This window comes from Pseudooceanicola atlanticus (genome assembly GCF_000768315.1).
Classification (GTDB): domain Bacteria; phylum Pseudomonadota; class Alphaproteobacteria; order Rhodobacterales; family Rhodobacteraceae; genus Pseudooceanicola; species Pseudooceanicola atlanticus.
Map to the genome: position 1 here is coordinate 510,541 of NZ_AQQX01000003.1, position 19,808 is coordinate 530,348.

Here is a 19,808-nt window from a genome sequence, read left to right on the forward strand (position 1 = left end):
CAATGCCGACCTACACCGCACCTGTCAAAGACATGCAGTTCGTCATCCACGAGGTCCTCAAGGCCTCCGAGCAGGATATCCCCGGCTATGACGAGCTGGACCGCGATTTCACCGCCGCGATCCTCGACGAGGCCGGCAAGATCTCGTCCGAGGTCATCGCCCCCCTCAACGTGGTCGGCGACCAGGAAGGCGTGACGCTGGAAAACGGTGTCGTGCGCACCCCGAAAGGCTTCAAGGATGCCTTCGACCAGCTGCGCGAAGGCGGCTGGACCGGCCTCGATTGCGATCCCGAATATGGCGGTCAGGGCATGCCCTACATCCTCGCCACCGCGACCGGAGAGATGTTCTCGGCCGCGAACATGGCCTTCATGATGTATCCCGGCCTGACCCACGGTGCCTATTCCGCGATCCATGCCCACGGCTCGGACGAGCAGAAGCAGACCTACCTGCCCAAGATGGTCTCCTGCGAATGGACCGGCACCATGAACCTGACGGAACCGCATTGCGGCACCGATCTGGGCCTGATGCGCACCAAGGCCGAACCGCAGGACGACGGCACGTACAAGATCACCGGCCAGAAGATCTTCATCTCCGCCGGTGACCACGACATGTCCGACAACGTGATCCACCTGGTGCTGGCCAAGATCCCCGGCGGCCCCGATGGCATCAAGGGCGTGTCGCTGTTCATCGTGCCCAAGTTCATCGTCAAGGACGACAACACCCCCGGCGAACGCAACTCCCTCTCGGTCGGCAAGATCGAAGAGAAGATGGGCATTCACGGCAACGCCACCTGCGTGATGAACTACGACGGCGCCACCGGCTACCTGCTGGGCGAGGAACACAAGGGCATGCGCGCCATGTTCACCATGATGAACGAGGCCCGGATGGGTGTCGGCATGCAGGGCCTGTCCCAGGCCGCCGTCGCCTATGAAAACGCGCTCGCCTATGCCAAGGACCGCCTGCAGGGCCGCGCCATCACCGGTGCCGAAAACCCCGATGGCCCGGCCGATCCGCTGATCGTGCATCCCGATATCCGCCGCTCGCTGATGGACCAGAAAAGCTTCGTCGAGGGCGCCCGCGCCTTCGGCATGTGGGGCGCCACGCTGATCGACCGCGCACACCGCAAGGGCGACAAGCAGGCCGAGGGGCTGATCTCTCTGATGACCCCGGTCATCAAGGGCTTCTTCACCGACGAAGGCTACGACATGACCGTGCTGGCCCAGCAGGTCTATGGCGGTCACGGCTATATCGAGGAATGGGGCATGTCCCAGTTCACCCGCGACGCCCGGATCGCCATGATCTACGAAGGCGCCAACGGGGTGCAGGCACTCGACCTCGTGGGCCGGAAACTCGCCTCGGACGGCGGCAAGCCCGCCATGGCCTTCTTCGAAGAGATCAAGACCTTCATCAAGGAAAATTCCGACGACGAAGACCTCAAGGCCGGCTTCCTCGACCCGCTCAAGACGGCGTCCAAACAGCTGCAGGAGGCCGCGATGTTCTTCATGCAGAACGGCATGAAGAACCCGAACGAGGCGCTGTCCGGGTCGTATGACTTCATGCACCTCTTCGGCCATGTCTGCCTGGGCTACATGTGGGCGCGGATGGCCGTCGCCTCCAAGGCCGCCCTGGCCGCCGGCGCGGATGACCGCGACTTCTACGAAGCCAAGATCGCGACGGGCCGCTACTACATGGCCCGCCGCCTGCCCGCCTGTGCCATGCATGTCGCCCGGATCACCTCCGGTGCCGACCCCGTCATGGCGCTCGACGCGGCCAATTTCTGAGCCGGGGATCAACCCCGCGCCATGTTCGGCCACGCGGCCGGCCAACAGGGGGCGAAACGCCTCCACTCACGGACCGGGAGCCCCCGTCGCACCTGACGCGGCGTTGCGGGCTTCCACAAGGCACGGTGCCTGTGCAAGGGGTTGCACAGGCACCGGATCGCCCCACAGATAGGGGCAAAGGGAGAGGTCCATGCCAAAACGTTTCCGCCTGACCCGACGCTTCCCCGTCGCCATGACCGAGGACGGCTACCGCCGCCTGAAACGGTTCGCGCAGGAGGCCGGTCTGGACGAAGGCGAGGCACTCTCGTTCCTGTTCGAAAATTTCGACAGCGTCACCGACGAGGACAACCTCACCCACCGACTGCGCCTGTTCAATTCCGAGCTGGAGGATCGCAAGCGATGAGGGTCGTACGCCACAATCCGGTCGTTGCACGGGTGGATAGGGTCCAACGCCTCCGGCGGGAGTATTTTTGGCAAGATGAAGATGGATCAGCACGCCGATCCACCCCGGCGGCCCGTGACACGCGTCGCGCCATCCCGAACCAACCGGGGCTTCACCTTGCATACCCATCGGCTCTCCAGCCTGTGGCACGTGAGCAATCTAAGGCGATTAACCTTAATGCTTGATGAATCATCCCCCTTCATCTTGCCAGAAATACTCCACGGGGGTGCGGGGGTGTGAAACCCCCGCTGTCGGAACGGTCCAAGGGAGGACGGGACATGATCAAACTTTACTGCTTCGGAGAAAGCGGCAATGCCTACAAGGCCGCCCTGCCCCTCGAATTGTCGGGCCTCGAGTGGGAGGCCGAGAAGGTCGACTTCTTCGGCGGCCAGGCGCGCAGCCCGGAATACCAGGCGATGAACGTGATGGGCGAGGTGCCGGTGCTGGTCGATGGCGACCTGACGCTCAGCCAGTCCGGCGTCATCCAGATGTACATCACCGAGAAATCGGGCAAATTCGGCGGCTCCAGCCGCGAGGAAAACCGCGAGATCACGCGCTGGATGTTCTGGGACAATCACAAGATGTCCTCGCAATGCGGCACCCAGCGGTTCCTGATGAACTTCCTGCCCGAGGAAAAGCGCCCGCAGGAGGTCATCGCCTTCAATGCAGGCCGCCTCAAGGCCGCGTTCAAGACGCTCGATACCGCGCTCGAAGGCCGCAACTGGCTTGTCGGCGACGGCGTCAGCCACGCCGATTTCTCCTGCTGCAGCTACCTTTTCTACCCCGAACCCTTCGGCTTCGACCGCAAGGACTGGGGCAATATCGACCGCTGGCTCTCGAATATCGAAGGGCTGGACGGCTGGAAACACCCCTATGACTTGATGCCCGGTCGGCCTTCCGACCGCGGCCTGTAATCCCAAGGAGGCAGACATGACAGACGCCTATATCTACGACGCCGTGCGATCCCCGCGCGGCAAGGGCCGCGCCGACGGCTCCCTGCACGAGGTGACCTCGGTCGCGCTCGGCAAGCAGATGCTGAACGCCATCAAGGAGCGCTCCGGCCTCGACGGCCACGCGGTCGAAGACGTGATCTGGGGCAATGCGACCCAGGCCATGGAACAGGGCGGCTGCCTGGCGCGGACCACCGTGCTGGCCTCCGACCTCGACGAACGGATCCCGGGCCTGTCGATCAACCGCTTCTGCGCCTCCGGCATGGAAGCCGTGAACCTGGCCGCCAACCAGGTCAAGGGCGGCGCAGGCCAGGCCTATATCGCCGGCGGAGTGGAATGCATGTCGCGCGTGCCCATGGGCTCCGACGGGGCGGCCGTGGCGGTCGATCCGACCGTGGCCATGGACAGCTATTTCGTGCCGCAGGGCATCTCCGCCGACATCATCGCCACCGAATACGGGTTCTCCCGCGATGACGTCGACAGTTTCGCCGTGGAATCCCAGAAACGCGCCGCCGCCGCCTGGGACGACAAGAGGTTCGACAAGTCCATCGTCACGATCCGTGACGTGAACGGCTTGCCGATCCTGGACCGCGACGAATACATGCGCCCGGGCACCGACATGCAGTCGCTCGGCTCGCTCAAGCCGTCCTTCAAGGAAATGGGCGAGGTGATGCCGGGCTTCGACAACGTGGCCAAGCTGAAATACCCGCATCTCGAGGCGATCAACCACGTGCACCATGCGGGCAATTCCTCGGGCATCGTCGACGGTTCGGCCGCCGTGCTGGTGGGCAACAAGGAATTCGGCGAACACTACGGGCTCAAGCCCCGCGCCGTGATCCGTGCCACCGCCAAGATCGGCACCGACCCGACCATCATGCTGACCGGCCCCGTCCCGGCCACCCAGCGCATCCTCGAACAATCCGGCATGTCGATCTCCGACATCGACCTCTTCGAGGTGAACGAGGCGTTCTCCTCGGTCGTGCTGCGCTTCATGCAGGCCTTCGATGTCGACCATGACAAGCTGAACGTGAACGGCGGCGCCATCGCCATGGGCCACCCGCTGGGCGCGTCCGGTGCGATCATCATCGGCACCCTGCTGGACGAGATGGAACGCCGCGGCCTCGGCACCGGCCTCGCAACGCTCTGCGTCGCGTCGGGCATGGGCGCGGCCACGATCATCGAACGCGTGTAAGGGAGACGGAACAGATGTCTGAATTCACGATGGAAAAAGGCGCCGACGGCGTCGCGATCATCACCTGGGACATTCCCGGAAAATCCATGAACGTGCTGACGCTCGACGGCGCGGCACAGCTTGACGCGGCCATCGACGACGCGCTGGCCGATGACGCGGTCAAGGGCATCGTCATCACCTCCGGCAAGGATGCCTTCGCCGGCGGCATGGACCTCAACGTGCTCGCGGGCATGAAGGAAGACGGCGCCCAGGGCGTCTTCGACGGCGTCATGTCGCTGCACCACATGCTGCGCAAGATCGAACGCGCGGGGATGGAGCCGAAGACCAACAAGGGCGGCAAGCCGATCGCGGCCGCCCTGCCCGGCACGGCCATGGGCATCGGTCTCGAACTGCCGCTGGCCTGCCACCGCATCTTCGTCGCTGACAATCCCAAGGCCAAGATCGGCCTGCCGGAAATCATGGTCGGCATCTTCCCCGGCTCCGGCGGCACCACCCGCCTCGTGCGCAAGCTGGGCGTGATGGGCGCCTCGCAATACCTGCTGCAAGGCAAGTCCGTCGATCCGAAGAAGGCGAAATCCGCCGGCATCATCGACGAGGTCGCCGCAGACCCGGTCGCCGCGGCCAAGGAATGGGTTCTGTCGGAGCCCAAGATCGTCAAGCCGTGGGATGAAAAGGGTTACAAGATGCCCGGCGGCGCGCCCTACCACCCCGCGGGCTTCCAGACCTTCGTCGGCGCCAACGCGATGGTGAACGGCCAGACCTGGGGCGCCTTCCCGGCCGCCAAGGCGCTGCTCTCGGCCGTCTACGAGGGCGCGATGGTCCCCTTCGACACCGCGCTCAAGATCGAGGCCCGCTGGTTCACCTCCGTGATCCTCAACCCGTCCTCGGGGGCGATGATCCGGTCGCTGTTCCTCAACAAGGAAGCGCTTGAAAAGGGCGCCAACCGTCCCGACGTGGCTGACCAGACCGTCAAGAAGGTAGGCGTCATGGGCGCTGGCATGATGGGGGCCGGCATCGCGCTCGTCTCGGCCCAGGCCGGGATCGAGGTCGTGCTGATCGACCAGAAGCAGGAAGCGGCGGACAAGGGCAAGGCCTACGTCGAAACCTATTTCGAAAAGGGCATCAAGCGCGGCAAGTCCACGCCGGAAAAGGCCAAGGCCGCCCTGGACCGGATCAATGCCACGACCGATTACAACGCGCTGTCTGACGCCGACCTCATCATCGAGGCCGTGTTCGAAGACGTGGGTGTGAAGGCGGAAGTGACCAAGAACGTCGAAGCCGTGGTGCCCGAGGATTGCATCTTCGCCACCAACACCTCGACCCTGCCGATCACCGATCTGGCCAAGGCGTCGAAGCGGCCCGAGCAGTTCATCGGCATCCACTTCTTCTCGCCGGTCGAAAAGATGGCGCTGGTCGAGATCATCAAGGGTGCAGAAACCGGCGATCGCGCGGTGGCCAAGTCGCTGGACTACGTGCGCCAGATCCGCAAGACGCCGATCGTCGTCAACGATGCGCGCTTCTTCTACGCCAACCGCTGCATCATCCCCTACCTCAACGAAGGCGCCCGCATGGTCGCCGAAGGGGTGGAACCGGCGTTGGTCGACAATGCCGCGCGTCTGCTGGGCATGCCCGTCGGCCCGCTGCAGCTGATCGACGAGACCTCGATCGACCTGGCGATCAAGATCGCCACGGCCACGAAACAGGCGCTCGGCGACAAGTACCCGGCCGACAACAAGCCCGTCGATGACCTGATGATGGCGCTCTACAACGATGGCCGGCTTGGCCGGAAATCCAATGCGGGCTTCTACAGCTACGACGAAAAGGGCAAGCGCACCGGCCTCTGGGACGGTCTCGACGCCCTGACGCCGACGCTGGACGACCAGCCCGACGTGACCGAGGTGCAGCATCGCCTGATGTTCGCACAGGTGCTCGAAGCCGTCCGCGCGCTGGAAGAAGGCGTGCTGGAAGACATCCGCGAAGGCGATGTCGGCGCGATCCTCGGCTGGGGCTTCGCGCCCTGGTCCGGCGGTCCGTTCAGCTGGCTCGACATCCTCGGCGCGGAATACGCTGCCGAGCGTTGCGATCAACTGGCGCAGAAATTCGGGCCGCGGTTCTCCTGCCCCGACCTGCTGCGCGACATGGCGTCGAAGGGTCAGAGCTTCTATGGCCGCTTCGGCCCCGAAGCCGCTGCCGCCTGATTCAGGCCGGCATCGCAAGACCAAGGAAACCGCGGCCCCCGGGTCGCGGTTTCTGCGTTTCCGGGATCGTCAGACGCCTCCGGCATCATGGCGACAACCGACGGGCGCACCGACGCAATACCGACCGGATACCGACGTGATACCGACGTGCCGTTCGGTGGGTTTACCTGGGGTCTGTTCGGGGAATTTCGTTAACGCGCCGCGCGGCGCAACGCCCGTCACCGCAACGCGAAATGCCGCAACACGATAAGCCGCAACATGAAAAAAGGGCCACGGGGATGCCGTGGCCCAAGTTCTCTACAGGCGTAGAGTCAGGTTCGCACAGAGACAGGTGCGAGGGGTTCGGAAATGACGGGGGACGGGATCAGGCGGCCTTGGCCAGTCCTGCGTCCAGCTCGGCGCGGATCGCGTCGACCAGGTCTGCGTCTTTGTAAGCGGTCAGGGTTTTGTATTCACGGCCACCTTCCGGGCGGTTCAGCATGCCTTCCAGGTCGGACCGGGACGGGCAGACGCACATGGCGCCGGACGCGGCAAAGATGACCTCGTCGGTTTCGAACTCGAGGGTGACAACGGTCATCGGGGCCGACGGGGCCACACGGGTAATGCCCTGAATACCTTCGAGGTCTTTCGCCTGCATCAGGACGAAGGGATCACCGAAGGCTGCCTCGGCGGCGTCGCTTTCGACCAGCACGGCCTGATGCGGCAGCAGCATCATGTCCTGTGCGTTGCCGATGGCGCCAGCCGGGACAAACAGCGGATGGAGAGAGCGGGGGCATTCGGCGGAGGCGAACCACAGCGGTTCGCGACGAACGGCGCGCACTTGCTGCAGGCCATTGTCGAATGTGACGACGCGGGCACCGGGTTCGAGCGTCTCGATCTTCTGGAACCCCATGGCAGTTGCAATCTTCGTGCCTTCGACGAGGCCGGAGCATGCGCCCATCACGGCGCCGTCATAGGCCCCGGTCAGTTCGGTCATGCGGCGATTGATCTGCGGTGCCGTCTTGAAACCTTTGGTCATTTCCTAACTCCCGTCTGTCGGCGTTTTGCCGTTTGGTGACAGGATCAAGATGACTTCGTTAAGGGGCCAGTTCTGGGTCCAAATGAGGCAACTTTGCGATCACGGGCCCATTTCCGACACGATATTCGCGCTCTGCGGGTGATTGTCCCGACAGCGGCGACAGTCACGTAGCGTCAAACCGATAATCGAAGCGTTTTATGTCCTCGGCGCAGAGACGGGAAAGCAGATTCGAATCCGATTCGTCGTAAAAGCGCCGATAATCAGCACCCTGGCCGGTGGTGTTCACCTTGGGCAGTTCCAGCTTGAAGCCCAGATGCGCCTCCAGCGGCGCGACATCCTCGGCGAAATGTTCCAGCCGGATGAACAGTGTCGGCCGCTCCTGCCCGCTCGCATCGGTGACATAGCTGCGCGCCGGGCTCATGCGAAAGCTCTTGCCGATCAGCGGGTCGTTGAGGAACGGACTGAACGCCTTTTCCTTCGCGATGCGCACCGCGGGATGGTCGAAGCTCTGCTGTTGCAGCCAGTGGTAATAGGACACGACCCGCGCCCAGGGGTTCCGCACGAGGGTGAAGATGAACAGATCGTCCAGCTCTTCGGGCCGCACCAGCCCGTCCAGGTCCCGCAGGGTCGAATGTTTCCAGAGCCGCCCACGCGTGGCGATCCCCTTGACCTTTCCGCGCCGCTTCACCGCCTTGGGCGTGTCGCCCAGCATGATGTCGTCCTTCATCGCGCGGTCCTCCAGCGCCAGGGCAAGCGAGGTGCCCCCGGTCTTGGGGATGTGGATGAACAGGTATTTTCGGCCGCGCGACAATATCATGCCCTGCATTAGGCCCGCGCCGTCGATCCGTGCAAGCCCCGGCACGCGGTTGTGGCCCCGCCCCGGTCGGGCTATGGCTGATCCGACCTTACCGGACCTCCCTCATGGACCCCATTTTCCTGCTGATCCCCGCCGCGCTTCTGGTCGGCACGTCCAAGGGCGGGCTGGCCTCTGCCGGGTCGCTGGCCGTACCGCTGACCGCCCTGCTGATGAACCCGGTCGAGGCGGCGGCGTTGCTTCTTCCGGTCTTCATCGTCACCGATTGGGTCAGCGTTTACCTTTACCGTCGCGACTTTTCTCCGCGGAACCTGAAAATCCTCATCCCCTCCGCCCTCCTCGGCGTGGTGATCGCGGCGTTCATCGTCACCTGGACGTCAGAGGCATTTTTGCTGATCGCAACGGGGCTTATCGGCTTCTGGTACTGCCTGCGCGCCTGGCTGACGCGGCCCGATCCCTCGCCCCGGCCGGCGCGGCTGGTGCCGGGGATCATCTGGGGGATGCTGGCGGGGATCACGTCATTCATTACCCATACGGGCGGTCCGCCGGCCCAGGCCTACCTGCTGCCGCAGAACATGCCGAAGCTGGTCTTCGCTGGCACGATCTCGATCACCTTCGCGGCGATCAACCTGTCCAAGCTGCCGGGCTATTACGTCACGGGCCTTTTCGAAGGCCTGAACTGGTCGATCGTCGCCATCCTGATCGTCACAGGAGTCATGGGCACGGTGCTGGGGCGCCGGCTGACCATGATCCTGCCGCAGGCCGCCTATGTCCGGGTGATCCAGGTGCTCTTGTTCGGCCTGTCCGTCGTGCTGGTCACGAAAGGCGGCGCTGACCTGATTGGCTGATCTGGGGAATTCCATACTGCGGAATTCTGCGCTATGGCGTTGACGTTGGATCATGAATTTCAGGGAGGACACCATGGGCTGGATGGCCGATGAAACCGGGCTCGAAAAATGTGAGGCGAATTACGTTCCGCTGACCCCGCTCAGCAACCTGCGCCGGGCCGCACGCATCTGGCCGGAGCGCGAGGCGCTGGTCTACCGGTCCTTCCGCAAGACCTATGCCGAATATTACGAGCGCGTGACGCGTCTGGCCTCTGCGCTTGCCGGCATGGGCGTGAAGCCCGGCGACGTGGTCGCCACCATCCTGCCCAACCTGCCCCCCCATGCAGAGGCGCATTTCGGCGTGCCCGCCTGCGGGGCCGTGCTGAACGCGATCAACACGCGGGTCGAGGCCGACACGATCGCCTATATCCTCGACCATGGCGGGGCCAAGGTCGTGCTGTGCGACACCCAGTTCCTGCCCGTCCTGGCCGAGGCGATGGACCGGATGGAAGGCCCCGCGCCGCAGGTCATCGAATGCCCCGATGACGAGGCCGGGGTGCATGCCCATTCCGACTACCTGAAATACGAGGACCTGCTGGAAAAGGGCGATCCGTCCTTCGACTGGATCATGCCCGAGGATGAATGGGAGAGCATTGCGCTCAACTATACCTCCGGCACCACGGGGCGGCCCAAGGGCGTGGTCTATCACCACCGCGGCGCGCATCAGAACGCCATGGGGCAGATCCTGTCCTGGCGGATGCAGCTCTACCCGCGCTACCTGACCATCGTGCCGCTGTTCCATTGCAACGGCTGGTGCCACACCTGGATGATCCCGTTGCTGGGCGGCACGGTCGTTTGCTGCCGCGACATCACCGCGCCCGCGCTGTTCGATGCCTTCGCCGATGAGGGCGTGACCCATTTCGGTGGCGCGCCCATCGTGTTGAACATGTTGGTCAACGCCCCCGACGACCAGAAACGTGACTTCGACCAGACGGTGGAGGTCTTCACCGCAGGCGCCCCGCCCGCCCCCGCCACGCTGGCCAAGATCGAACCGATGGGCTTCAACGTGACGCAGGTCTACGGGCTGACCGAGACCTACGGCCCCGCGACCGAAAGCACTTGGGATGATGACCTCTGGGGGGATCTGACCGGCGATGACCGCGCCGCCAAGAAGGCCCGGCAGGGCGTTGCCATGCCAGCCTATGAACATATCACCGCCATGACCTCGGAGATGGAGCAGATCCCGATGGATGCCGAGGCAACCGGCGAGATCATGATGCGCGGCAACGGCGTGATGAAGGGATATCTGAAGAACCCCGAAGCCACGAAAGAGGCGTTCAAGGGCGGCTATTTCCACACCGGCGACATCGCGTTGCAGCATCCCGACGGCTATCTTCAGATCGCCGACCGGGCCAAGGACATCATCATTTCGGGGGGCGAGAACATCTCCTCCGTCGAGGTGGAAAGCACCCTGATGGGCCACCCTTCTGTCCTGCTCTGTGCCGTGGTGGCCAAGCCGGACGAGAAATGGGGCGAGGTGCCCTGCGCCTTCGTCGAACTGAAGGACGGTGTCGAAACGTCCGAGGCCGACCTGATCGCTTATGCCCGCGAACGCCTGGCCGGGTTCAAGACGCCCAAGAAGGTCGTGTTCCAGGAATTGCCCAAGACCTCGACCGGGAAAATCCAGAAGTTCGAGCTGCGGACCGCGGCCAAGGCCCTCTGACCCGCGAAGGATCGACTGCGGTCCGGGAACGCTGCAAGCACCCGGACCGCAGGAAACCGATAGTGGAGCCTCTCGCCTCTACCCAGAATGACGAGGTTCCTCCCTCCGACCATCAGTCATAGGGGGTGCCGAACGGACGGCGTAGGGACCGCCGCCGGCCCGCAACGTGACGGTACTCACGCTGCGCCTCCAGAAGGGGCCTCTATTCCTTAACAAATGATTAACGGGACCGCGTCTCGCTTAATCAATGATTGCAAATGCAGGTTTTCACCTGAATTGCTCCCATTTCCCGCACATGTTATTCATATCCGTCAAAAGGCCGAGCAGCCGGCGCGATTGCCGGGCCCTAGCACGACCCCGCCCAAGCGCCCGGCGGTGATCGCAGCGACGGACAAGGCCAGATAAAACAGGTCGTTACAGGTCCGAACCATGACAGCACTGACCGAATACCAGCGCCTCGAGGCGGCGGGGCTGTGGCGCGAAACGCCCCAGTCGCAGCGGCGCGATGTCATCGTCTCGATCGGCGAGGCGACGCTGATCCTGTCCGACACCTCCGACCGGCCGTTAACACATTGGTCCCTGCCCGCCCTCGTCCGCGCCAATCCCGGAGAGTTCCCCGCACTCTACCATCCCGACGGCGATCCCGGCGAAACGCTGGAACTTGCAGCCGAGGAAACCGACATGATCACGGCGCTGGAAAAGCTGCGGACCGTGATCGACAAGCGGCGCCCTCATCCCGGACGGCTGCGCCTGGTGCTGCTGGCCGCCATGTGCCTGGCCATCGTGCTGGGCGGTCTCTTCTGGCTGCCCTCGGCGCTGCGCGGTCATGTCGTCAACGTCGTCCCGCAGGTCAAGCGCGAGGCGATCGGCGCTGCCCTCGCCGAAGAGATCGCCCGAGTTTCCGGCCCCCCCTGCGGCGAGAATGACGGCCAGGTCGCGCTGGACAAGCTGGCGAACCGCGTCGCCACCGACGACCGCCCCCTGACCCTGCGCGTCGTGCGTCAGGGCGTGGATGGCGCGCTGCTGCTGCCCGGTCGCCAGGTCCTGCTGAACCGCGCCCTGATCGAGGATTACGAGGAACCCGATGTCGCCGCCGGTTATGCGCTGGCCGAATTGCTGCGCGCCGACAGCCATGACCCGCTGGCCGACATGCTGGACACTGCCGGCCTTGGTGCCTCCTTCCGGCTGCTGACGACCGGCGAGGTGCCCGAGGACGCCCTGCGCGCCTATGCCGAACACCTGGTCACCCGGCCCCGCCCGCAGCCCGAGACCGAGGCGCTTCTGGACCTCTTCGAAGAGGCGCAGGTCCGGTCCAGCCCCTATGCCTATGCGCTGGATATCACCGGCGAATCCGTCCTTACGCTGATCGAGGCCGACCCCTTCGCCAATGCCGCTCCGCCGCCGCTTCTGTCGGATGGTGACTGGCTGCGCCTGCAATCCATCTGCGGCGGCTGAGCCCCTTAAGGCACGTCCCGAAATATTGGCGCCCGATTTCAGGCGGCAGGACGGGCCGGAATCGCCTAACCTGCGATCATGATGTTCGACCTTCCCGACCCGCAAAGCTGTTACGACGCCTTTTTTGCCCGCGCCCCGGAAACCTCCGGCCGGCTCTGGGTCGGCGTGACCTCAACCGGAATCTTCTGCCGCCCCGGCTGCCCGGCGCGACAGCCAAAGCCCGAGAATTGTCGCTGGTTCGACAGCGTCCAGGGCTGCCTGGAGGCCGGGTTCCGCCCCTGCAAGCGCTGTCGCCCGTTGGAGCAGAACAGTCCCGACCCGCAGGTCACCCGCCTGCTTGCCGCGCTGGAGGCCGACCCCGCCCGCCGCTGGAGCGAAGGCGATGTGGCGGCCCTAGGGGTCGATCCGTCCACCGCACGGCGGGCCTTCAAACGCGCCTTCGGCATGACGTTCCTCGACATGGCCCGGATGCCCCGTTTGCAGGCCGGGGCGCAGCATCTCAAACAGGGGGCCAAGGTGATCGACGCGCAGCTGGAGGCCGGGTTCGACAGCGGGTCGGGCTTTCGGGCGGCCTTTGCCCGGTTGCTGGGCCTCTCGCCCGAGGCCCTGATGCCCGGACGCGAGCCGCCGCTCTTGCAGGCCGACTGGATCGACACCGATCTCGGCCCGATGATCGCCGTGGCGAACGATCACAGCCTGCACCTGCTGGAATTCGCAGACCGCCCCGCCCTGCCCCGTGAACTGGCCCGGCTGCGTTCGGCCGTCGGCAACCGGCTGGCCTTTGGCCGCACCGCCCCGATGGACCAGGTCGCGGACGAATTGTCCGACTACATGACAGGCCGCGCCGCGCGGTTCGACACGCGGCTGGCGCTGCATGGCACGCCCTTTACCCGACAGGTCTGGACCGAATTGCAGACCATCCCGCCCGGCGATACCCGCAGCTATTCCGACCTTGCCCGCCAGATCGGCCGCCCCACGGCCACCCGCGCCGTCGCCCGCGCGAACGGGGCGAACCAGATCGCCATCCTGATCCCCTGTCACAGGGTCGTCGGGGCGGACGGGTCGTTGACCGGCTATGGCGGCGGGCTATGGCGCAAGGAACGGCTGATCGCGTTGGAGCAAGGCTACGCAAAGGCCCGCGCCTGACCCTCACGGAAACGAAAAAGGGCCCCACGACGGGGCCCTTTGATTTCAATGCGATGTGACGCGGTCAGCGGGTGACACGCCCCTGGTAGCCAGAGCGGCGCGCCGCCGCCATGGCATGGGCCAGGTCCGCATCCGAGGCGAAGGGCCCTGCGATCACGGTATTGCCACCGACCCGAACACGCAGGCCGCTATTGGCCATGTTCTGGGCAACGCGCCGGGCGCTCTGGCTGTCGCGGACGCCGACCTTGACGTAACGCGCGGCTGCGACGGGGGCCGGGGCCGGTGCGCTGCGGGACGAGAAATGCCCCTTTTTCACGACGTGCTGGCGCTGAACCGGAGCCACCTCGACCGGCACCAGGCGGCGCGGCACGGTCTGGGTCCAGACCATCTCCATCTTGCGCTTGCCGGCCAGGGTCTGTTCGGCGCGGCGCGGGTTCAGGCGATCGTCTTCCCACAGCGGCTTGTAGCCTTTGGGAACGGAGACGCCTTCGCGCGCCAATGCACGCTCTTCGTAGACATGGCGCGGCACGACCCGCGCCTGCGGCGACACCGCCTGCTGCGAGGTCCGCACGCCGGGCACGACGCGGCGCACCTCGGTCCGGGGCACTTCAAAGACGCGGCGGGTGTTGGTCGGGGCCGCTGCGATCACGCGCACCGGGGTGTCGCCGTCGTAGCTGGGCACCGAGGGCGCGCCATAGGTCCGGGGCGCATAGCCCGGTGCCGCGAGCCGCGGCGCCGGAGCGGTCATCGGCGCGGGCGCGGAATTGCCGTAGGGCGAATAGACTGCCTGTGGGCCACAGCGCACGTCGTCGCCGATCATGTATTGCTGCGACAGGGCCGACATGCCGGTGCAATTGCCACCGACCTGAACGGCGGCGCGCGGCGCGGCACTGGGGCGCACGGCGCGGGGCGCTACGTCGGGCGTCGGAGAGGCGATGCCGCGCACGACCTGCGACGTCACGATGCGCGCGGTCTGGGCCGGGCCTGCGCCTGTCGGCTCTGCCGGTTGGATGACGCGGGGCTGCGGTGCCGGTGTGGTGTTGCGGACCTGGCGGGTCTGCGGCACGCGGGCCGCCGGCGTCGGCCGCGGAGCGGGAGCTGCGGCGGCAGTGCGCACCTGGCGCGGAGCCTCGGCGGCGGGGGCCCCGTCTTCGGGGGCGGCCGCGCTGATCACCGGCACATTGGCGGGGCGAGCGGACGGCGCTTCGGCGGCGCTGGCGATACCGGTGGGCTGGAAGCCGCAGACGACGGTGCGGTTGCGCGCGACGCGCGGCACCCAAGTCGTTGCCCCATCGACACCCGCACGGATGTAGACACAGCCCTTGCTGTCGACGTATTGCTTGCCCTGATAGGATTCAGGCGGGTATTCCGCCGGTCCGGAATTGTTGCGCAGGCTTTGCGCTGCGACGGGTCCGGCGCCCAGAACCGCCGCCAGAACCATCAGTGAAATACCGCGTTTAAACTGCTTCATGCATACCCCCCGGGGTTGTACCGCGATCCTGACTCAATCCAATTGCGGAGTAAAGTGATCCTTGGCCTATTTGGTGCCGAACATGCGGTCGCCCGCATCCCCTAGTCCCGGAACGATATAGCCCTTGTCATTCAAATGGCTATCCAGGGACGCCGTGACGATCGGTACATCCGGGTGTGCCTCTTTCATGCGGGCCACGCCTTCGGGGGCCGCCAGCAGGCAGAGGAAACGGATATTGGTGGCGCCCGCGTTCTTCAGCAGGTCGATCGCCGCGGCCGAGGAATTACCCGTGGCCAGCATCGGGTCGACGGCGATGACAAGGCGATCTTCCAGGTTTTCCGGCACCTTGAAGTAATATTGCACTGGCTGAAGCGTCTTTTCATCCCGGTAGAGCCCGACAAACCCGACCCGGGCCGAGGGGATGAGCTCCAGCACGCCATCCAGCAGCCCGTTGCCCGCCCGCAGGATCGAGATCAGGGCCAGCTTCTTGCCCTCCAGCACCGGCGCGTCCATCGGCTCAAGCGGGGTATCGATGCGCTGCGTGGTCATCGGCATGTCGCGGGTGATTTCATAGGCAAGCAGCTGGCTGATCTCGCGCAGCAACTGGCGGAAGGACGCGGTAGAGGTGTTCACGTCCCGCATGATGGTCAGCTTGTGCTGGACCAGGGGGTGGTCGACAACGGTCAGATGTTCACTCATGCGGGTGGTCCTCAAGTCTCTTGGCAATCTTCGCCTTGGTATCCTCGTCACAGAAGGCCGCCGCAAGAGCGGTTTGCGAAATCTCGTGGAAATCCGCGGCGCCCCAGCCGAAAGCGCGCTCCAATTCCTCGTATTCGCGCGTCATCGTGGTGTGGAAGAAGGGCGGATCGTCCGTGGACACCGTCACCTTCACCCCGCGCTCGCGCAATTTCTGAATCGGATGCTGGTCCCATTTGGGGTAGACGCCGAGCGTGACGTTCGATCCCGGGCAGACCTCCAGCGTGATGCCATCCTCGGCCAACCGGTCCACCAGCGCCAGATCCTCGATCGCGCGGACGCCGTGGCCGATGCGTTCCACCTTCAGATCGTCCAGCGCGTCCTTCACCGATTGCGGCCCGCCCCATTCGCCCGCATGGGCGGTCAGGCGCAGCCCGGCCTCGCGTGCCATGTCGAAGGAATAGGCAAAGTCGCGCGGCTTGCCCTGCCCCTCGTCGCCCGCGATGCCGAACCCGGTGATCCAGTCCCCGGCGGTTTCCGCCGCACAGCGGGCCGAGGCCTTGGCCTTTTCGGGGCCGAAATGGCGGATGCAGGTGACGATACCGCGCAGGATGATGCCATGCTGCGCCTCGGCCCGGTCGGCGGCGTCCTGCATCGCGTGCAGGTATTCGCGCCACGCCCCCACATCCGAGCCGCCGCAGAAATCGGGGCTGACGAAGGTTTCGCAATAGACGACACCGTGGGCCGCGCTTTCCTCGAGCACGGCAGTGACGAGACGCGCGTAATCCTCGGGCGATTTCAGCACCGAGGTGGCGGCCTCGTAGACCGACAGGAAATGCACGAAATCCCGGTAGGCATAGGAGCCGTCCTCGCGGAAGATACCGGACAGATCGACCGATTTCTCCTTGGCCAGACCCCGGATGAAGGCGGGCGGCGCGGCCCCTTCCAGATGCAGGTGGAGTTCCAGTTTCGGCAGCTCGGAAAGGCTCATGAGGCGTCCCAGTCGATATCAAGGTGGCGCGCGGCCATGTGGGCCACGCCGGTGAAGGGGATCAGCCCCAATTGCCCGGGCCCCTGCCCCGCAACCAGCACCGGCACCCGTTCGCGGGTGTGATCCGTGCCGGACCAGGACGGGTCGTTGCCGTGGTCGGCGGTCAGGATCAGCATATCACCCTCGCGCAATTTGGCGATGACCTGTCCGATCTCTCGGTCAAACCATTCCAGCGCCCGGGCATAGCCCGAGATATCGCGGCGATGCCCGTAAAGGCTGTCGAACTCGACGAAATTGGCAAAGGTCAGGCTGCCCTCCTCGGCGGTGTCGATGGCGGCTGACAGGTCCTGCATCAGCTTGTCATCCGTGCCCTTGGTCACGTCATCGATCCCCCGCATCGAGAAGATGTCGCCGATCTTGCCGATTGCATGAACCGGCCGCCCCGCCGCCTGCACCCGGTCGCAGAGCGTGGGCGCCGGCGGTGCGATGGCGAAGTCGCGGCGGTTGGAGGTGCGGGCAAATGTGTCCGGTGTCTCGCCCAGAAAAGGGCGCGCGATGACGCGACCCACCTTCATGGCGTGCAGCACCGGCGCGATGTCACGGCAGAGCTGCAGCAATCTCTCGAGGCCGAAATGCGTTTCATGCGCGGCGATCTGAAAGACGCTGTCGGCAGAGGTGTAGCAGATCGGCTGGCCGGTCGCGATATGCGCCTCCCCCAACTCCTTGATGATGGCGGTGCCGGAGGCGTGGCAATTTCCAAGAATGCCATCGGTGCCCGCCGCCGCGCAGACCTTGCGGGTCAGCTCAGCGGGGAAAGCGGGGGTCGTATCGGGAAAGTAGTGCCAGTCCCAGGGCACCGGCACGCCGGCCAGTTCCCAATGCCCCGAGGGCGTGTCCTTGCCCGGGCTGATTTCTGTCGCGGCGCCCCAGGTTCCCGTCGGCTCTGCCTCCAGTCCCGGCGCGTCCTCGCCAGATGCCAGGTTCACCGCCGCCCCCAGCCCGAGCGCATCGAGGTTGGGCAGATGCAGCGGCCCGCTGCGCCCGTCCTCCACCTTACCCCTCGCGCAGGCCTGCGCGATATGGGCCAGGGTGTTGGCGCCGGTATCGGGTGTCTTGCCGTTGAAGAAGCGGTCGGCATCGGGCGCCCCGCCAATCCCCACGGAATCCATCACGGCCAGGAAGACACGGGCCATCAGCCGATCCCCTCGCGTACCAGCGCCGGGACCTCTGGCGCGGTGTCGCCCAGGGTGATCGCGGCCTGCACGTCGCGCACCGCGCGCGTGGCGCTTTCCATGCGCGAGGCATGGACGCGGCCCAGTGGCTGGCCCTTCGTCACCTTCGTGCCCAGGGGCAGAATATCCGACAGGCCCACGGCATAATCTATCGGGTCGCTTTCCACCTTGCGCCCCCCGCCCAGGTCGACGACCGTCAGGCCAAGCGCCTCACCATCCATCGCGGTGATGTAACCATCTGCGGGCGCGGGAATTTCCCGGATCACCGTCGCTTCGGGCAGAAACCGGTCCCAGTTCTCTACGAATTGCAGCGGCCCGCCCATGGCGGCGACCATGCGCCCGAAATGCTCTGCCGCGCGGCCCGACGTGATCGCCTCCACGATCTTCGCATGTCCATCGGCGGCGTCCTCGGCCAGGCCTGCCCCCGCCAGAACGACACCGCCAAGGGCTGCGGACAGGTCCAGCAATGGCCCCTGCCCGCGCCCGGTCAGCACCTCGCAGGACGCCCCGACCTCCAGCGCGTTGCCAAGAGCGGGGGCCAGCGGCTGGCTCATGTCCGAGATCAGCGCGGCAGTGTTGCAGCCAGCCTCGTTCGCAGTCGTCACCAGCGCCTCGGCCAGCGACTTCGCCTCGTCCATGTTCTTCATGAACGCGCCCGAGCCGATCTTGACGTCCAGCACCAGCCCGTCAAGGCCCGCCGACAATTTCTTGGACAGGATCGACGCGGTGATCAGGTCCAGGCTCTCCACGGTCGAGGTCACATCGCGGATCGCGTAGAGCCGCCGGTCCGCCGGGGCGATATCCGCGGTGGCCGACACGATGGCGCAGCCCGCCTTGGCCACGACCGACCGAAACCGCCCCTCGTCCAACGAGGTCACGAGGCCCGGGATCGCCTCCATCTTGTCCAGCGTGCCGCCCGTATGGCCCAGCCCGCGCCCCGAAATCATCGGCACGTAGGCCCCGCAGGCCGCCAGCGCGGGGGCCAGGACCAGCGACACGCAATCGCCGACACCGCCGGTGGAATGCTTGTCCAGCAGCGGGCCGTCCATATCCCAATGCAGCACCCGCCCGCTGTCGCGCATGGCGAGCGTCAGGCCCACGCGGCCCTCATCCGTCATGCCGTTCAGCAGGGCCGCCATGGCAAAGGCACCGGCCTGGGCATCCGTCACGCTCTGATCGGCCAGCCCGTTCGCGAACCAGGTCAGTTCCTCGCGGCTGGGTGTCTCGCCATCCCTGAGCCGCGCGATGATGCGCCGCGCATCCATGTCAGCCCTTCTCCATATGTCCTGCGTCGAACCGGCCAGGCAGCAGGTCCGCGAGGGTCATCGCCTTTTCCAACCCGTCGGTCGTGGCCATGGTCAACGTCACGCCGCCCTGGGCAAATTCCACCAGCTTCTGGCGGCAGCCCCCGCATGGCGGCACCGGGCTGGGGCTGTCGGCGATCACCGCGGCTTCGGTGAACTCGGTCTCACCGGCGGCCACCATCGCGGCGATCGCGCCCGCCTCGGCACAGGTGCCTTCGGGATAGGCCACGTTTTCCACGTTGCAGCCGGTATAGATCGTGCCGGATTTCCCCCGCAGCGCCGCACCGACCTTGAAGTTGGAATAAGGCGCATAGGCCTTTTCGCGCACCTCGCGCGCCGCTTGCATCAGATCCATGCTAATCTCCCAAATGGTTCGCGCAGTCTTGGGCGCGGCGCAGGGCAATGCAAGGGGGGCAGAATGGTTTTCGTCGCGGCACGGGCAGACCCCGCCGATCCCCTCGCGTCAAACCCTCGGCCGCGTCACCCCCCGTGCGGTCAAAACCCTGTCACGGGGCACGATCTAACATGTCGCAGAACATCCGGGTTCCACCCGTCAAGAATATAGTTT

The 19,808-nt window shown here is 65.5% G+C and carries 17 protein-coding genes; 9 read left to right on the forward strand and 8 right to left on the reverse strand.

The window, feature by feature from the left end; translation table 11 throughout:
* Nucleotides 1-2: 2 nt before the first annotated feature.
* The 5 genes from ATO9_RS10320 (at nt 3) to ATO9_RS10340 (ending at nt 6,563) form a co-directional block, all read left to right on the forward strand.
* A complete protein-coding gene (locus ATO9_RS10320) occupies nt 3-1,781 on the forward strand; it encodes an acyl-CoA dehydrogenase C-terminal domain-containing protein (RefSeq protein WP_043748130.1) in 1,779 nt (592 codons plus the stop codon).
* 190 nt (nt 1,782-1,971) lie between these two features.
* Nucleotides 1,972-2,184, forward strand: a complete 213-nt coding sequence (locus tag ATO9_RS10325; protein WP_043748131.1) for a hypothetical protein — start codon at nt 1,972-1,974, stop codon at nt 2,182-2,184.
* A 317-nt stretch (nt 2,185-2,501) separates the two neighbouring features.
* Nucleotides 2,502-3,137 carry a glutathione S-transferase family protein gene (locus tag ATO9_RS10330; protein ID WP_043748134.1) on the forward strand — a complete coding sequence of 212 codons (636 nt, stop codon included), beginning with the start codon at nt 2,502-2,504 and terminating at the stop codon, nt 3,135-3,137.
* A 16-nt stretch (nt 3,138-3,153) separates the two neighbouring features.
* On the forward strand, nt 3,154-4,365 hold the full coding sequence (locus ATO9_RS10335) for an acetyl-CoA C-acetyltransferase (RefSeq protein ID WP_043748136.1): 1,212 nt from the start codon (nt 3,154-3,156) through the stop codon (nt 4,363-4,365).
* Nucleotides 4,366-4,379: 14 nt separating this feature from the next.
* Nucleotides 4,380-6,563: a 3-hydroxyacyl-CoA dehydrogenase NAD-binding domain-containing protein gene (locus ATO9_RS10340; RefSeq protein ID WP_043748139.1), complete on the forward strand. Its 2,184-nt coding sequence runs from the start codon at nt 4,380-4,382 to the stop codon at nt 6,561-6,563.
* Between the two features lie 364 nt (nt 6,564-6,927).
* Here ATO9_RS10340 and ATO9_RS10345 read toward each other — a convergent pair whose 3' ends face one another.
* Together ATO9_RS10345 and ATO9_RS10350 are read right to left on the reverse strand one after the other, a co-directional pair.
* On the reverse strand, nt 6,928-7,581 hold the full coding sequence (locus ATO9_RS10345) for a Hint domain-containing protein (RefSeq protein ID WP_052418230.1): 654 nt from the start codon (nt 7,579-7,581) through the stop codon (nt 6,928-6,930).
* A 163-nt stretch (nt 7,582-7,744) separates the two neighbouring features.
* Complete coding sequence (locus tag ATO9_RS10350) at nt 7,745-8,398, reverse strand: sulfotransferase family 2 domain-containing protein (protein WP_043748690.1); 654 nt, start codon at nt 8,396-8,398, stop codon at nt 7,745-7,747.
* Nucleotides 8,399-8,502: 104 nt separating this feature from the next.
* Here ATO9_RS10350 and ATO9_RS10355 point away from each other — a divergent pair, with 104 nt between their 5' ends.
* The 4 genes from ATO9_RS10355 (at nt 8,503) to ATO9_RS10370 (ending at nt 13,546) form a co-directional block, all read left to right on the forward strand.
* The gene (locus tag ATO9_RS10355; protein WP_043748141.1) at nt 8,503-9,243 is read left to right on the forward strand and encodes a sulfite exporter TauE/SafE family protein; all 741 of its coding nucleotides are present in this window, start codon (nt 8,503-8,505) and stop codon (nt 9,241-9,243) included.
* Nucleotides 9,244-9,316: 73 nt separating this feature from the next.
* On the forward strand, nt 9,317-10,945 hold the full coding sequence (locus tag ATO9_RS10360; RefSeq protein WP_043748144.1) for an AMP-binding protein: 1,629 nt from the start codon (nt 9,317-9,319) through the stop codon (nt 10,943-10,945).
* A gap of 429 nt (nt 10,946-11,374) precedes the next feature.
* A complete protein-coding gene (locus ATO9_RS10365; protein ID WP_043748146.1) occupies nt 11,375-12,400 on the forward strand; it encodes a hypothetical protein in 1,026 nt (341 codons plus the stop codon).
* 78 nt (nt 12,401-12,478) lie between these two features.
* Entirely contained in the window at nt 12,479-13,546 is a 1,068-nt protein-coding gene (locus ATO9_RS10370) for a bifunctional transcriptional activator/DNA repair enzyme AdaA (protein ID WP_043748148.1), read from the forward strand.
* A 64-nt stretch (nt 13,547-13,610) separates the two neighbouring features.
* On the opposite strand, the gene ATO9_RS10375 is transcribed toward ATO9_RS10370, so the two are convergent.
* The 6 genes from ATO9_RS10375 to ATO9_RS10400 form a co-directional block, all read right to left on the reverse strand.
* Nucleotides 13,611-15,017 (reverse strand): hypothetical protein, encoded by a 1,407-nt coding sequence (locus ATO9_RS10375; RefSeq protein WP_238318713.1) that lies wholly within the window; start codon nt 15,015-15,017, stop codon nt 13,611-13,613.
* 66 nt (nt 15,018-15,083) lie between these two features.
* Nucleotides 15,084-15,716: a uracil phosphoribosyltransferase gene (gene upp / locus ATO9_RS10380; RefSeq protein WP_043748152.1), complete on the reverse strand. Its 633-nt coding sequence runs from the start codon at nt 15,714-15,716 to the stop codon at nt 15,084-15,086.
* A complete protein-coding gene (locus ATO9_RS10385) occupies nt 15,709-16,704 on the reverse strand; it encodes an adenosine deaminase (RefSeq protein WP_043748154.1) in 996 nt (331 codons plus the stop codon). The genes upp and ATO9_RS10385 overlap by 8 nt, the downstream gene beginning before the upstream one ends.
* Entirely contained in the window at nt 16,701-17,897 is a 1,197-nt protein-coding gene (locus tag ATO9_RS10390) for a phosphopentomutase (RefSeq protein WP_043748155.1), read from the reverse strand. Before ATO9_RS10390 ends, ATO9_RS10385 begins: the two co-directional genes overlap by 4 nt.
* On the reverse strand, nt 17,897-19,201 hold the full coding sequence (locus ATO9_RS10395) for a thymidine phosphorylase (protein ID WP_043748157.1): 1,305 nt from the start codon (nt 19,199-19,201) through the stop codon (nt 17,897-17,899). The genes ATO9_RS10390 and ATO9_RS10395 overlap by 1 nt, the downstream gene beginning before the upstream one ends.
* Before the next feature lies 1 nt (nt 19,202).
* Nucleotides 19,203-19,595: a cytidine deaminase gene (locus tag ATO9_RS10400; RefSeq protein ID WP_043748159.1), complete on the reverse strand. Its 393-nt coding sequence runs from the start codon at nt 19,593-19,595 to the stop codon at nt 19,203-19,205.
* Nucleotides 19,596-19,808 lie beyond the last annotated feature (213 nt).

Coding starts and splice junctions, on each gene's coding strand:
- ATO9_RS10320 (WP_043748130.1), top strand. CDS start 3: ATGCCGACCTACACCGCACCTGTCAAAGACATGCAGTTCGTCATCCAC.
- ATO9_RS10325 (WP_043748131.1), top strand. CDS start 1,972: ATGCCAAAACGTTTCCGCCTGACCCGACGCTTCCCCGTCGCCATGACC.
- ATO9_RS10330 (WP_043748134.1), top strand. CDS start 2,502: ATGATCAAACTTTACTGCTTCGGAGAAAGCGGCAATGCCTACAAGGCC.
- ATO9_RS10335 (WP_043748136.1), top strand. CDS start 3,154: ATGACAGACGCCTATATCTACGACGCCGTGCGATCCCCGCGCGGCAAG.
- ATO9_RS10340 (WP_043748139.1), top strand. CDS start 4,380: ATGTCTGAATTCACGATGGAAAAAGGCGCCGACGGCGTCGCGATCATC.
- ATO9_RS10345 (WP_052418230.1), bottom strand. CDS start 7,581: ATGACCAAAGGTTTCAAGACGGCACCGCAGATCAATCGCCGCATGACC.
- ATO9_RS10350 (WP_043748690.1), bottom strand. CDS start 8,398: ATGATATTGTCGCGCGGCCGAAAATACCTGTTCATCCACATCCCCAAG.
- ATO9_RS10355 (WP_043748141.1), top strand. CDS start 8,503: ATGGACCCCATTTTCCTGCTGATCCCCGCCGCGCTTCTGGTCGGCACG.
- ATO9_RS10360 (WP_043748144.1), top strand. CDS start 9,317: ATGGGCTGGATGGCCGATGAAACCGGGCTCGAAAAATGTGAGGCGAAT.
- ATO9_RS10365 (WP_043748146.1), top strand. CDS start 11,375: ATGACAGCACTGACCGAATACCAGCGCCTCGAGGCGGCGGGGCTGTGG.
- ATO9_RS10370 (WP_043748148.1), top strand. CDS start 12,479: ATGATGTTCGACCTTCCCGACCCGCAAAGCTGTTACGACGCCTTTTTT.
- ATO9_RS10375 (WP_238318713.1), bottom strand. CDS start 15,017: ATGAAGCAGTTTAAACGCGGTATTTCACTGATGGTTCTGGCGGCGGTT.
- upp (WP_043748152.1), bottom strand. CDS start 15,716: ATGAGTGAACATCTGACCGTTGTCGACCACCCCCTGGTCCAGCACAAG.
- ATO9_RS10385 (WP_043748154.1), bottom strand. CDS start 16,704: ATGAGCCTTTCCGAGCTGCCGAAACTGGAACTCCACCTGCATCTGGAA.
- ATO9_RS10390 (WP_043748155.1), bottom strand. CDS start 17,897: ATGGCCCGTGTCTTCCTGGCCGTGATGGATTCCGTGGGGATTGGCGGG.
- ATO9_RS10395 (WP_043748157.1), bottom strand. CDS start 19,201: ATGGATGCGCGGCGCATCATCGCGCGGCTCAGGGATGGCGAGACACCC.
- ATO9_RS10400 (WP_043748159.1), bottom strand. CDS start 19,595: ATGGATCTGATGCAAGCGGCGCGCGAGGTGCGCGAAAAGGCCTATGCG.